Below are 13,962 nucleotides of genomic sequence, written 5' to 3' on the forward strand. Positions count from 1 at the left end.
AATCCGATAGTGCAAAGCCGGCCGGCGAAATATCGTTGGCATGAACACGACGCATCGCGCCGGCGCCTGGAGACTCCCGCTTCGTTGCCGGCCCGCGCACTTCAGGAGAGACGTTGATGGAGCTTCCACGTGGCGGATTCTGGCGGAACTGGGTCGGCAATCAGTCGTGCGTCGCCGCGCACATGGCGGCGCCCACCAGCGAGGCGGAGATTGCCGAGCTGGTGCACGCCGCGACGAGCCGGGGCAAGAACGTCCGCTGCGCGGGATCGGGGCATTCGTTCACGCCCATCGTCGCGACCAGCGGCCTGCTGCTGTCGCTGAAGGACTACCACGGCATCGTCGCGGTCGACGAGCAGCAGAAGCGCGTGACGGTGAAGGCCGGCACGCGGATCAACGCGGTCACGCAGCATCTGAAGCAAATCGGCTTCTCGCTCGTCAACCAGGGCGACATCGATTCGCAGGCCATTGCCGGTGCGTTGGCGACGGGCACGCACGGCACCGGGACGACGCTGAGCAACCTGTCGTCGCAGGTGGTCGGGATGCGCATCGTTCGTCCCGACGGCTCGATCATGGAAGTGAGCGACAAGCAGGACCGCGACCTGCTGCACGCGACGCAGGTGAATATCGGCATGTTCGGCGTGGTCTCCGAGCTGACGCTGCAGGTGACCGACGCGTTCTGGCTGCACGACCGCGTGTGGCGCGAGGACTTCGACGCGCTGATGGAGCGTTACGACGAGCTCGCGGCGACGCACCGGCATTTCGGTTTCTTCTGGTGCCCGACGTCCGAGAGCCGCCACCTGTACTGCCTGCCCGACACCACCGCGGTGTCGCATTCGAAGAAAGACTACGACGTGTGCGAAGTGAAGGTGATGGACATCACTGCCGCGCGCACGTACCACGAAGGCGAGCACGAGAAGATCGCGTACAGCTCGGAGGTCTACGCGATCCACTACGTCGCGAACTTCCACGAACTCGAGTACGCGGTGCCTGCCGAACACGGCAAGGAAGCGCTGCGCCGCGTGCGCGACCTGATCCTCACGAAGCATCGGGACTGCATCTTCCCGGTCGAGTACCGCTTCACGAAGGGCGATCCGGCATGGATCAGCCCGTTCAATCACCAGGACAGCGTGACCATCTCGTGCTCGGGCGGCCCGAACGGCGTCGACTACTGGCCGTTCCTGAAGGATGTCGACGACATCCTGCGCGACTACGGCTCGCGTCCGCACTGGGGCAAGCTGCACTTCACGAACCGCGACGACGTCGACCGTTGGTTCCCGAAGGCCGAGGCGTTCCGCGAACTGCGCCGCAGCGTGGACCCGGAAGGCCGTTTCCTCAACGATCATCTTCGGACCCTGTTCAGCTGAGGGGTCCTGACGAATCACACTGGAGAACGACGCATGAATGCCAAGATTGACGGTCGCCTTGCCGGCAAGGTCGCCATCGTGAGCGGCGGCGCGGGCGGATGCGGCGCCGCCGCGTCCGAGCTGTTCGCCGCGCAGGGCGCGAAGGTGGCGATCATCGACCGCGACGGCGACGCTGCCGACACGCTCGCGTCGCGGTTGCGCGATGCCGGCCTGCAGGCGATCGGCCTGCAAGCCGACGTGTCGAAGCAGCCGGACGTGCGGAACGCGGTCGATGCGGCCCACAAGCAGTACGGCAACGCGGACATCCTGTTCAATCATGCGGGCACGCTGATCGTCAAACCGTTTCTCGACATCGAGGAGTCGGAATGGGACTGGCTGATGGGCGTGAACGTGAAGAGCATGTTCCTGATGACGAAGGCGGTGCTGCCGCAGATGCTGGAAAAAGGGCGCGGCAGCATCGTGTGTACGTCGTCGATCTCGGCCGTCTTCGCGACGCCCGGCGAGGTGCTGTATGACGCGACCAAGGGCGCATGCCAGATGTTCGCGCGGGCGATCGCCGTCGAATACCGCGACCGCGGCATTCGCTGCAACGCGCTGGCGCCTGGCTTCATCCGCACGCCGCACGGGATGCGCGAGCTGAAGGATCTGCAGGCGATGGGCGTGGACGCGACCGAGGCGGCCATCGCGGTGCAGCAAGGCCGCCTGTGCGAGCCGTCGGAAGTGGCCGCGGCCGCGCTGTTCCTTGCGTCCGACGAATCGAGCTTCGTCAACGGCACCCAGCTATTCGTCGACAACTGTTTTTCCGCCGTTTAGGCCCCCATATATACAAGAAGCCGACGGGCTGGCGCGACCTCGCCGGGAACGGCAGGTTCGGTCGAAGGTGCCGCAGCGATGCGGACCTTCGATTTTTTTTTGGCCGGGCGTCGCGCGATGCGTCCTAGCGGAATGTCGCAATCCTTCTATCTGAACGCCGTGGCGTCTGCTGGAATGGCAATGACGCGTCACCGTTCAGCCGGCTTCGCGACGCGGCATGGTTGTCGACGTCATCGAGCGCCGGTTCGGCGCTCGGCTTCGCGGGTCCGGGCAAGTCCGGCATACCAGGATCAATCCATCACTCTCTTCTGATCAATCATCATGTTCAATCGCACTACCAGCACCGTCGCCAACGTCGATCCCGAACTCTGGACTGCCATTCAGGACGAGAACCGCCGCCAGGAAGACCACATCGAGCTGATCGCGTCGGAAAACTACACGAGCCCGGCCGTGATGGCCGCCCAGGGCTCGCAGCTCACGAACAAGTACGCGGAAGGTTATCCGGGCAAGCGCTACTACGGCGGCTGTGAATACGTCGATGTGGTCGAGCAGCTGGCGATCGACCGTGTGAAGCAGCTGTTCGGCGCGGAAGCCGCGAACGTGCAGCCGAACTCGGGTTCGCAGGCGAACCAGGGCGTGTTCTTCGCGATGCTCAAGCCGGGCGACACGATCATGGGCATGAGCCTCGCGCACGGTGGTCACCTGACGCACGGCTCGCCGGTGAACATGTCGGGCAAGTGGTTCAACGTGGTGAGCTACGGTCTGAACGAGCAGGAAGACATCGACTACGACGCGGCCGAGCAGCTCGCGCAGGAACACAAGCCGAAGCTGATCGTCGCGGGTGCATCGGCGTTCGCGCTGAAGATCGACTTCGAGCGTCTGGCGAAGATCGCGAAGTCGGTCGGTGCATACCTGATGGTCGACATGGCGCACTACGCGGGCCTGATCGCGGCGGGCGTGTATCCGAACCCGGTGCCGCACGCCGACTTCGTGACGACCACGACGCACAAGAGCCTGCGCGGCCCGCGCGGTGGCGTGATCCTGATGAAGTCGGAATACGAGAAGCCGATCAACTCGGCGATCTTCCCGGGCATCCAGGGTGGCCCGCTGATGCACGTGATCGCGGCGAAGGCCGTGGCGTTCAAGGAAGCGCTGTCGCCGGAATTCAAGGCGTACCAGGAAAAGGTGGTCGAGAACGCGCGCGTGCTGGCTGAAACGCTGGTCAAGCGCGGCCTGCGGATCGTGTCGGGCCGCACCGAAAGCCACGTGATGCTGGTGGACCTGCGCGCGAAGAACATCACGGGCAAGGCAGCGGAAGCAGCGCTCGGTGCCGCGCACATCACGGTGAACAAGAACGCGATCCCGAACGATCCGGAGAAGCCGTTCGTGACGAGCGGCATCCGTCTGGGTTCGCCGGCGATGACGACGCGCGGCTTTGGCCCGGCGGAAGCGGAACTGGTCGGCAACCTGATCGCCGACGTGCTCGAGAATCCGGAAGATGCAGCGACGATCGAGCGCGTGCGCGGGCTTGTCGCGGAGTTGACGCAGCGTTTCCCGGTCTACAGCTGACGCGCTGCAATCGGGCAGCCGGTCGGGCGTTCAACTACTCAGGCGGTTGAATCTCGTCCGGTCCGAAGCGATGTAAAAAAATCCGGCTCGCCGTGTGTGTGCGAGCCGGATTTTTTGCGTTGTAATCCTACATATAAGCCGCTATCGCTTCACACCGACGCATCGACGTTCGCCTCGAGTTCGCGAATGCGCGCGTCGTTGCGCGTGTCCTTGAGCACCGGCGGCCCCGCGAACGATTTGCGCACCCCGAAGCCGTACCAGATCACCATCAGCACGACCACGAACGCAACCAGCACGTAGAGCACCTTCTCGTTCGGCGGCTGGATGCCGACGTAAGCCAGCACGCAGGCGCCCACCAGCCCGAGCAACGCGCACGGCTTCGACCAGATGCCGAGCTGGAACGGGCCTTTTTCGGTCCACGTGCGCCCTTCGGCGAGCATCCCGGAGCCGATCGGCATCGCATACGAGATGAACAGGAACACGGCGCTGCCCGCGCTCAACACCGAGAACGCGTCGCCGTACAGCGTGACGACGATCGCGAGCACAGCGCACGTCCAGATCGCGGGGCCGGGCGTCCGATGGTTGTGATTCACGCTGCGCAGCAGCTTCGACGCCGGCAGCCCGCCGTCGCGCGCAAACGCATACACCATGCGCGACGTCGACATGATCGCGGCGAGCCCGCACACGTAGTTGATGAAGAACATCGCGAGTTCGAGGCATACGCGCAACGTCTTCGGAATCGGCGCGAGGATCGCTTCGAAGAAGCCGGCGCCCTGTTTCATCGCGGCCGTCAGGTCCGGCATGACCAGCACGAACGTGCACACCATCACGTAGCCGAACACCGCGGACCAGAACACCGAGCCGATGATGCCGCGCGGCACGTTCTTCGCCGCGTTGTGGGTCTCTTCCGACGTGTGCGCGGACGCGTCGAAGCCCGTGATCGTGTAGGTCACCAGCAGCAGGCCGGACAGGAACGCGAGCGGCAGCGTCTGCTTCGGCCATGCGCCGCCGTCGACGCCCGTGAAGTTGGTGAAGGTGACGAGCCGATGCAGGTCGAACGCGACCGGCGAGTAGACGAGCAGCGACACGACCAGCGCGATCGTCACGACGAAGATCAGGTAGCCGGACAGGTCGGTGATCTTGCTCGCGATCTTGATGCCGCGAGCGTTGAGCATCGCCTGCGACAACGTGATGATCGCGATGAACGCGGTCTGATGCCACCACGTCAGGCTGTCCGAACTAACGCCGAACATCGGGGCGATCAGCGTCTTGAAGAACGGATCGTAGGTGCCGAAATTGATCGCGGCGATCACGAAGATCAGGCCGATCAGGTTCAGCCACGCCGTCATCCACCCCCATTTCTTGCCGCCGAGGATGGCGCCCCAGTGATAGAGGCCGCCGGCGGTGGGGAACGCCGATGCGATCTGCGACATCGACACCGCGACGATCAGCGCGAACAGCGAGCCGAGCGGCCAGCCGAGGCCGATCGATGCGCCGCCGGCGGCGGAAAACGCGAGCTGAAACGCCGTGATGCCGCCCGACAGAATGCAGATCACCGAAAACGACACGGCGAAGTTCGAGAAGCCGCTCATGCGTCTCGACAGCTCCTGCGCATATCCCATCTTGTGGAGAAGGCTTACGTCACTGTCGGTGCCTGAGTCAGGCTGGATTTTCGCGTCCATGTTCGCTCCGTCACGAATGTCCTGCATGGCAGGACCGTCATCGCTGCCCGGGCCCGGCATTGCGGCCCGCCCCTGGAATTCGTCGGCGGCACGCGACGTCATGGGTGAATGACACGTCGCTTTCCGGTCCGATGCGGGAACGGTATGAAGCCAAATCTCGCGGCGCTATCGGATTTCGGCAATGCACCGGAAAGTCTGGACGGATGCACCTTTCGGGGGCATAGGGCGGGAGGTCTTGCCGATGCGGCGTGGGGTGGGCGATCGCCGTTATGTGATGGAGGGGAATGCGATGACGGCGACTGCCGTGGCCGCGTCGGTTCGCGCGTCGCTTGCGGGGGTGAATGCGTTGGCGGGTTCGGCGGCGGGGCGCAACGTCGGCGCGGATGGATGGAGCGATGTGCACGACGGTAGCCGGGTCGGATTGACCGCGCGTGCCGTTGCGACCGCGCTGACGAATCGCGTCACGTTCTGGCGGCATCGGACCTTCGATTGGCCGGTCGAGAACGGCTTCGACGAACTCCCCGATGGTGCTCACCGCCGATGCGTGGGTGCGGACATCGCGCAGCGATGTTGGCGCAACGGCGGATGCGCAAGTACGTTGCGACGCGCTGCTGCCCGGTGTGCTCGCAGACGTCGCGGCGCGCTACGGCGACGCGACGTCAGACAGGGTGGCGCTGCAACTGGAGCGGGTGAAGTAGCGGCGGAGAACTGGCGCGTCGCCCGACGCGAACCGCGCTTCGCCGCGCGGAAACGGCGTTGCGCTCAGGCCGTTGCCGTTCGCCGCGCCGTCAGCCGGTTCCACAGCATTCCGGAGCGGCTTCCGCTGCGGCAATACGCGAGCACGGGCTTCGGCAGCGCATCGACCAGCGCGCCGAACGCGTCGACTTCCGCATCGCCGATCCGGTCGCGTTCGACCGGCAGATAGCGCGCGTCGAGGCCGAGTTCGCGCGCGGCGGCCGCGATCTCGTCGAAGGCCGGTTGATCGGCGCTTTCGCCGTCGGGCCGATTGCAGATCACCGCGCGAAAGCCTGCATTGCGGATCGCCTTCAGCTCCGCCGGCGTGATCTGCCGCGACGCGGTGAACCCGGTGGCGGCCGCGGCTCGGCATTGCTCGATCGCGCGCGCGAAACACGCGACCGCGAAATCGACATCCTGCTCGGTCGTGAAGCGGCCGAAGCTGATGCGCACCGTGCGGCCGGCGGTTTCCGCATCGAGACCGATCGCGGTCAGCACGTGGGACGGCGCGCCGCTGGTCGAGTTGCATGCGGAGGTCGACGACACGGCGAGCGAATCGCCGAGCATGAACGGGAAGAAGCCCGGCGTGTTCACCGTGAGGCTCAACGTGTGCGGGATGCGGCGCGCCGCTGCCGCGTTGTGCGTGATGTCGCCGAGCGCGAGCAGCGCGTCCTTCAAGCGCGCGCTGAGTGCCGCGATCCGCTCGGCTTCGCGCTCGAGCTTTTCGGCGGCCAGCTCGCACGCGGTGCCCATCCCGACGATCTGATGCGTCGCGAGCGTGCCCGAGCGCAGGCCGCGCTCGTGCCCGCCGCCGTGAATCTGCGGCGCGATGCGATCGGCGATGTCGCGGCGCACGAACAGCGCGCCGATACCCTTGGGGCCATACACCTTGTGCGCGGACATCGACAGCAGGTCGATGCCGAGCGCGCGCACGTCGATCGGCGTCTTGCCGAGCGCCTGCGCGGCGTCGACGTGCAGCAGCGCGCCCGCCGCATGCACGATGCGCGAGATCGCGCCGATGTCCGTCAGCGTGCCGAGCTCGTTGTTGACGAGCATCAGCGACACGAGGCCCGTATCGGGGCGAATCGCCGCGGCCACGGCGTCGACGGTGATTTCGCCGTCGGCGGTGGGGCTCAGGTAAGCGGCCGTCATCCCGCGCTTCGACAGGTTCGCCATCGTGTCGAGGATGGCCTTGTGTTCGATGCGGCTCGTGATCAGGTGGCGCTTGTCGGTCGCGGCTTCCGCGTAGCCTTTCAGCGCGAGGTTGTTCGATTCGGTGGCGCCCGACGTCCAGATGATCTCGTCGGCATGCGCGCCGATCAGCGCGGCAACCTGCGCGCGTGCGTGCTCGACTTTTTCCTTCGCCAGGCGGCCGGCGGCGTGCGAGCTCGACGCCGGATTGCCGAAGATGCCGTCGGCGCCGAGGCACGCCGTCATCGCTTCGATCACGCGGGGATCCGCAGGGGTGGTGGCTGCGTAGTCGAGGTAGTGCAGCGGGGTGGTATCGCTCATGTCCTTCTCTTGCTCTTCTCTTCGGAATGGGAGAAATGATACGAGGTCGTGCGGGGAAAAAGGATCCAAAAGCGGCTGAGAATTTAGCTTGATATGGAATATGGATCTATCTGAATCCGATATTGGGGGATGAATTTCTTTCTTGGCGTGGCGGAGCATCGGGGATTGGTCATACGGATGCCCCAGGGCGCGGCGCACCGCGGTGGCGCGCGGGCCGGGCTGCGACAAACCGAAATGCCGTTAGCGCGTCGGCGCGCGGGTCGATCAGGCCGGCTCGTCTTGATCGGGCCGGTTCGATAAACGATGCGCGTCCTGCACCCATGCGTGCAGCGCGCGCTCGTATTTCGCCGGGATCGTGATCGTGACCGTGGTGAGGCGTGTGACGTTACCCGGCAGGTCCAGATACCGCTGCCACGCCTTGCGAACGAGTTGAGACATTGCCGAGCGGTTCATGCCCAGCTTCGCGGCCAGTTCGCGCTGCGGGCGGCCCTTCACGAAAATCTCGTGCAGCGCCCACTGGTTCACCGGCTTGATGCGGGTATCTTGAAGCCGCAACAGCCGGAACTGTTCGGCGGTCATGCGTCGTGTCTTCTGCATTCAAATTCGCCCCGAATTCGGAAGTGAAGAAATCAGTTTCGCGCCGCAGGTCGTTTCGTCACCATCGAACGCGGCGGCTTGGCCTTCAATGTTGAAGGCCGGGTCGCCTGCTGCAATCGTGCAGGCGCCGTGGATCGGACACGAGCAGGCGTCGCCAAAGCGCGCGACCGCGCGCCCCATGACCTTGCTGATTCCGGCTCCGGATTCGACCCGGCCGCCGTGGGTATGCATGTCGCCTACCCGGATAATTCCTCGCATATGACTCGTCCTCCGAATGATTCGTGTGTGGGTCGCGCGTTGCTCGCGCTGTGCCGCCGGTTTGCATCACCACGAATAGCCCTGCATGCCGTAATCGACATCGTGTCTGCGTCCCCACCACGGCAGGTAGGCGTTGTTTCCGCCGCGCGCGCGGAACCAGTCCTTGGTCGGGTCGATCGGCGTGAGCTTCGATGGCGGCCTGACGACGACGGCCACGGGGTGTTCAGCGTCGGTCGAGCCGGCGACCAATGCGTTGCCGCCGAAGTGGTTGATCCGGCCGATCGCGAGCGCGACGTCGGTCAATGCGCTGCCCGTTCCCATGTCACCGAGCAGGGCGGCGGTGTTGAATGTCTGCTTCTTGTGGTCGTATTCCGGCAGCGTTTCGGTCAAGGTTTGCGCGAGAGCGGCGACGCGTGACGACGCAGCATCGCTGCCGTGGCCTGCATCGTGAACGATGTAGTTGAGGTCAGTGACCGCGACACCCGCATTGCGTGCTGCTTCGGCGATGGTTGCCTTCCACGCCTGTACGGCGCGAGTCGTGCCGACCTTCGGCGCAAATGCTTTCGTGTCGCCGGCCGCGGCCTTGCCGATCCAGGCGAGTGGTTCCCGCTCAGTGTTGAAGTTCGGGCCGGCGAGGAACAGCACGACAAGGTTTTCGTTGATCTGCGCATCCGTGGGCGGGAAGTTCGGCGCGTCCCAGTTCATGGCCCACGCGGTCTTGTCGGGGTTCGCCTGCAAGTAGTCCAACGCCTTGTTCAGCGATGTAAAGCCGGCGTTCGCGCCGCCTTGCGTGATCTGGATATCGGGGGGCGTGTCGCGGCTCCAAAGCGTCTTGGGTGATGGTGGACCGATTTCGAAGCATTGGAGAAACTCATTGGTGAAGTACGTCTTCGCTTCGATCGGATCAAGCCTTGGAGGCAGCGCAAATTCGATATGTATTCCGGCAAGCTCGCGCCAATCTTTGGGATCCTCGGATTTCACGGTGTAGAAATAGCTCGCGTTCGCGAAGTAGCGCGAACGCATCAGCACGAGAAACTCTCTTACGTACTTGTGATAGAAACCGTTGAATGTTTCTTCGCCCTCGTTGCCGTATGCGATGCCAGCGACAGACTGCAGGGTGGTAAAGGACTTCGGATCGGTGCGAACCATATCGTCATTCTTGTTTGGCGCGGCAAGCCCCTGCGTCCACAACAATTGCCATTCGGTTGGATAGTCCATGCGTTGCAATGGATTCAACCACATCAGGCCGACAACCTGCGCGACGAACGGCTTGGCCGGCTCGTCGGTTGATGGTGATGAATTCTCTAGGGCGCTGACAGGTGCGGCATGTACAGAGCGCATGAGGGCTGTGGTGAACAGAAACACCATCAGCGCGGCTAGGCCAGGTACGACAAAAAATCGTTTCATCCAATCTCCTATTTCCAAATGTGCCACGTCGGGTTGTTCGACGTGCGCCATCAACGAGGCCATGAGCACGGTCGCGATCAGCCATGTCGAAACAGCGATGGCGACGCGTCGCGGCCACGTGGCGATCAGGGGCTTCATACAAAACCCCCGGCCTTCAGATAGAACTCGCCTTCACGTTCGTCCGTGATCGTCGGTCATGCGTCTCAGCGCCGGTTTGCATCACCACGAATAGCCCTGCATGCCGTAATCGACGTCGTGTCGGCGTCCCCACCACGGCAGGTAGGCGTTGTTTCCGCCGCGCGCGCGGAACCAGTCCTTGGTTGGGTCGATCGGCGTGAGATTCGAAGGCGGCCTGACGACGACGGCCACGGGGTGTTCAGCGTCGGTCGTGCCGGCGACCAATGCGTTGCCGCCGAAGTGGTTGATCCGGCCGATCGCGAGCGCGACGTCGGTCAATGCGCTACCTGTTCCCATGTCGCCGAGCAGGGCGGCGGTGTTGAATGTCTGCTTCTTGTGGTCGTATTCCGGTAGCGTTTCGGTCAGGGTTTGCGCGAGAGCGGCGACGCGTGACGAAGCGGCATCGCTGCCATGGCCTGCATCGTGAACGATGTAGGCCAGGTCAGTGACCGCGACGCCGGCATTGCGGGCCGCTTGGGCGATCGTTGCCTTCCACGCCTGTACGGCGCGGGTCGTGCCGACCTTCGGCGAGAACGCTTTCGTGTCGCCGGCCGCGGCCTTGCCGATCCATGCGAGCGGTTCGCGCTCGGTGTTGAAGTTCCGGCCGGCGAGGAACAGCACGACAAGGTTTTCGTTGATCTGCGCATCCGTGGGCGGGAAGTTCGGCGCGTCCCAGTTCATCGCCCATACGGTCTTGTCGGGGTTTGCCTGCAAGTAGTCCAAGGCCTTGTGCAGCGATGTAAAGCCGGCGTTCGCGCCGCCTTGCGTGATCCGGATATCGGGGGGTGTGTCGCGGCTCCACATCGTCGGGAAGTGCGGATTGCCGATAGAAAACGTCTTCCGAATCGAGTCTTGCACGTAGCTTTGCGATTCGGCTGCATCAAGTCGATTCGGAATCGCAAGCTCAACATGAATGCCCGCGAGTTCCCGCCAGTCCTTTTTATAGTTGGGCGCGACCGTGTAGAAGTATTTCGGATTGGAGGCATAGCGCGAGCTGAGCAGCAGAGGAAATTCGAACATGTACTTGCGGTAGAAACCTCTAAATGTTTCCTCGCCTTCGTTGCCGTACGCGATACCCGCTACCGATTGCAGCGTAGTGAAGGACTTCGGATCGGTGCGAACCATATCGTCATTCTTGTTTGGCCCGGCGAGTCCCTGCGTCCACAACAATTGCCATTCGGTCGGATAGTCCATGCGTTGCAAGGGATTCAACCAAATCATGCCGACAACCTGCGCGACGAACGGCTTGGCCGGCTCTTCGGCTGATGACGATGAATTCTCTAACGCGCTGACAGGTGCGGCATGTACCGAGCGGGCGATGGCCGTGGTGAACAGGAACACCATGAGCGCAGCCAGGCCAGGTACGACAAAAAATCGTTTCATCCAATCTCCTATTTCCAAATGTGCCGGGCCGGCTTGTTCGACGTGCGCCATCAGCGAGGCCATGAGCACGGTGGTGATGAGCCATGTCGAAAAAGCGATGGCGACGCGTCGCGGCCACCTGGCGATCAGGGCCTTCATACAAGACCTCCGGCCTTCAGATAAAACTCGCCTTCACGTTCATCCGGGATCGTGTCGGGCTTCTTGCCTCCACTATTCTCGGCATGTACCCATTCGTGCATCGATAAATCATCAAGTTGACCGCGTGCAAAATATTCGTAGTACTTCTTGTTTGGGTTGTCGTCCGACAGACCTTTACTCATCCGCCAATCCGCCTCGATGCGCAACGATTTGAGTTGCTTCTCGGTCAGGTAGCACAAGCCCACTGCAACGTCATACGCAAGCGCCTTCTCGGCATGCTCCGGATTGGTCATCGTCGTAGAGTGATTGGTCGGGCTATTCGTCGAACCACGATCGAGCCAGTCGACGATCTGCTTGTCGCGCCATTCTTTGTAGCCCTCCGGTATCGTGCTTTTGCCATCCTCACCAATTACGTGGCCGTCGCTATCAAACCATTCGGTGTTCAGCGTTCGACGCGCTTCCATTCGCAACAACGCGCGATCTTCATAGCGCTGTCCGGCTTCCGTTTCCGCTGTACCCTGCGCGACGCTATCCGCGTTCTTTGCGTGGTACTGGTCGTACGGATCGTCGGTCCGCTTGTCCGCATCGGTCTTGCTCGCGTCGCGCCACGCAGCCGGTGGATCGTTGCCTTCGTTGAAGTCGCTTGTCGCGTCGCCATCTTTCGTTTCGACGGGCTTGCCGAATCGCAGCGCCTTCGGCGAAAACGGATCATCAAGTGCCGGGGCATCCGCCACCACCGTCCAGCCTTTCGGCGGATCGGCATTCACACGCAGCATGTTCAACGCCGAGCTGATTCCAGTCACGACGAACATCAGGGGCGCTGTCACGAGCGTAGCGGCCACGCCCAAGACAGACTCATTGCCCTTGATCGCACCGATCAGATTGAACTTGGCGGGCGGCGATGGCGGATACCAGAAGCCCGGTTTCGTTCCTTGCTTGCCATGTCGCCAATCGTCTTCCCAATACCGGTAAGGTTTCTGCACACCGACCGGAAAACCCGATGCGAACACCCGCTGCGTCAGAATGCCCGCCGCACCGATACCCGCGAGTTCGTGCTTGCTGATCCCGCGCCATCCGATGCCTTGCACCGTCACCGCTGAAATCACCTGATCGTGCGGACAGCAATACGCGGTAACGCGCCCATACGTCGACCCATTCAAGCCATGCCGCGCGCGATCCTCTTGAGCTGCATAAGAACGGTTGCTCGTGGGCGATACCCGCTCGTTTGCCATGTCCTCATCGATCTTGTCCGCGGACAGTTCGCATGCTGTGCGAGCGCCGATGATCGATAGAAACTTGCCGAGCGTCTTCGTGCGCGCAGCATAGGTCTGGCGTCCGCGATGACCGCTCGCGTCTTTCGTCGCGCGTTGCGACCATGAATCCATGAACGTGTCGGATTTGTACGGGCCGTCCGCATTCGCCAGGCTATACGGCGCATTCGCCAGTACGTAGGCATCCGCCACGCAATGTCCGGTGCGTCCCCACGGATCTTCGACATCGGGGAAGGCGTCGCCAAAGAACGCCGCCGTGAGGCCGACGATGTTGCCCTGGCTATGACACACGACGGTAATCGGTACATCGGCCTGCATGCGGCGAATCGACTCGATCAGCCGGGCCAGTCGCAACGCCGCGAGCACGCCATACGCGCGAGGCGGCGCTCGGTACAGCGGCCGGTTGGTTGGATTGATGCCCTGCACCGTCATCCACCCCATCGTTCGATCGTCCAGACCGCCGTGCCAGAGATCGGGCAGGCTTGCACAGCCGTTCGTGAACGGACCACCGCCCCAATAGTCCTTCTCGTTCAGAAAGATCTTGTCGCCGTATTCCTTCAGTTCGGCCGCTGTTGCCCGATAGCCCCACCGGAAATGAATGACAGGCGAGAACGACGGTTCGGGTTTGATGTAGTCACCGGACCAAAGCTTCGGATTCAAGAACCCATCCGGCGTCACGCTTTCCGTATACTTCGCGGGCGTCAACTGCCCCGCGTCGACGCCGTGATACATCATCTGGTCGTCCAGTCGCCCGAGCCTGCGATTCAGTCCTTTGCACAGCCCTTGCTCCGTTGCATCGAACCATTCGCCCTCCGAGTTGACGCCGTGCACGAAGATCACGATGCCGGGCAACGGCAATTGCTTGATGCAGATCAGCGGCGTGTTCTTTGCAAACATCATCACGCCTTCGCCGCGGCCGACGATGATCTGCGGCGGCGAAGGCCGCGGCGCGGGAACGTCGGGAGCATCGGCTTTCGTCGCGGGTTGGTCGCCAGGAGTGGCCGCTGCCGTCACCGGATCAAGAAATGAATCGCTCATTCAAACTCCTTCGCATTC

10 protein-coding genes and 1 pseudogene are annotated in these 13,962 nt (G+C 63.0%); 4 read left to right on the forward strand and 7 right to left on the reverse strand.

The window, feature by feature from the left end; genetic code table 11:
• Positions 1-116 precede the first annotated feature (116 nt).
• From BAMB_RS25985 to glyA, 3 genes are all read left to right on the forward strand, one after another.
• Positions 117-1,364 (forward strand): D-arabinono-1,4-lactone oxidase, encoded by a 1,248-nt coding sequence (locus BAMB_RS25985; protein ID WP_011660127.1) that lies wholly within the window; start codon positions 117-119, stop codon positions 1,362-1,364.
• 33 nt (positions 1,365-1,397) lie between these two features.
• The gene (locus tag BAMB_RS25990) at positions 1,398-2,177 is read left to right on the forward strand and encodes an SDR family NAD(P)-dependent oxidoreductase (RefSeq protein WP_011660128.1); all 780 of its coding nucleotides are present in this window, start codon (positions 1,398-1,400) and stop codon (positions 2,175-2,177) included.
• A 321-nt stretch (positions 2,178-2,498) separates the two neighbouring features.
• The gene (gene glyA, locus BAMB_RS25995; protein WP_011660129.1) at positions 2,499-3,746 is read left to right on the forward strand and encodes a serine hydroxymethyltransferase; all 1,248 of its coding nucleotides are present in this window, start codon (positions 2,499-2,501) and stop codon (positions 3,744-3,746) included.
• A 149-nt stretch (positions 3,747-3,895) separates the two neighbouring features.
• Here glyA and BAMB_RS26000 read toward each other — a convergent pair whose 3' ends face one another.
• Positions 3,896-5,428, reverse strand: coding sequence for an amino acid permease (locus BAMB_RS26000; RefSeq protein WP_041491719.1), 1,533 nt, complete (start codon positions 5,426-5,428; stop codon positions 3,896-3,898).
• A 253-nt stretch (positions 5,429-5,681) separates the two neighbouring features.
• Here BAMB_RS26000 and BAMB_RS34490 point away from each other — a divergent pair.
• A pseudogene (locus tag BAMB_RS34490) lies at positions 5,682-6,126 on the forward strand (DJ-1/PfpI family protein); the annotation flags it as partial.
• A gap of 64 nt (positions 6,127-6,190) precedes the next feature.
• On the opposite strand, the gene BAMB_RS26010 reads toward BAMB_RS34490, so the two are convergent.
• The 6 genes from BAMB_RS26010 to BAMB_RS26030 all read right to left on the reverse strand — a co-directional run bounded on the left by BAMB_RS26010 (position 6,191) and on the right by BAMB_RS26030 (position 13,944).
• Positions 6,191-7,675 carry an aminotransferase class V-fold PLP-dependent enzyme gene (locus BAMB_RS26010; RefSeq protein ID WP_011660131.1) on the reverse strand — a complete coding sequence of 495 codons (1,485 nt, stop codon included), beginning with the start codon at positions 7,673-7,675 and terminating at the stop codon, positions 6,191-6,193.
• Positions 7,676-7,939: 264 nt separating this feature from the next.
• Positions 7,940-8,254, reverse strand: a complete 315-nt coding sequence (locus tag BAMB_RS26015; protein ID WP_006752296.1) for a TrfB-related DNA-binding protein — start codon at positions 8,252-8,254, stop codon at positions 7,940-7,942.
• 18 nt (positions 8,255-8,272) lie between these two features.
• The gene (locus BAMB_RS34495; protein WP_011660133.1) at positions 8,273-8,530 is read right to left on the reverse strand and encodes a PAAR domain-containing protein; all 258 of its coding nucleotides are present in this window, start codon (positions 8,528-8,530) and stop codon (positions 8,273-8,275) included.
• Between the two features lie 66 nt (positions 8,531-8,596).
• A complete protein-coding gene (locus BAMB_RS26020; RefSeq protein WP_011660134.1) occupies positions 8,597-9,937 on the reverse strand; it encodes a hypothetical protein in 1,341 nt (446 codons plus the stop codon).
• 219 nt (positions 9,938-10,156) lie between these two features.
• Positions 10,157-11,497 (reverse strand): hypothetical protein, encoded by a 1,341-nt coding sequence (locus tag BAMB_RS26025; protein ID WP_011660135.1) that lies wholly within the window; start codon positions 11,495-11,497, stop codon positions 10,157-10,159.
• A 134-nt stretch (positions 11,498-11,631) separates the two neighbouring features.
• A complete protein-coding gene (locus BAMB_RS26030; protein ID WP_011660136.1) occupies positions 11,632-13,944 on the reverse strand; it encodes a T6SS effector phospholipase Tle3 domain-containing protein in 2,313 nt (770 codons plus the stop codon).
• Positions 13,945-13,962 lie beyond the last annotated feature (18 nt).

Source organism: Burkholderia ambifaria AMMD (assembly GCF_000203915.1).
Taxonomy (GTDB): Bacteria; Pseudomonadota; Gammaproteobacteria; order Burkholderiales; family Burkholderiaceae; genus Burkholderia; species Burkholderia ambifaria.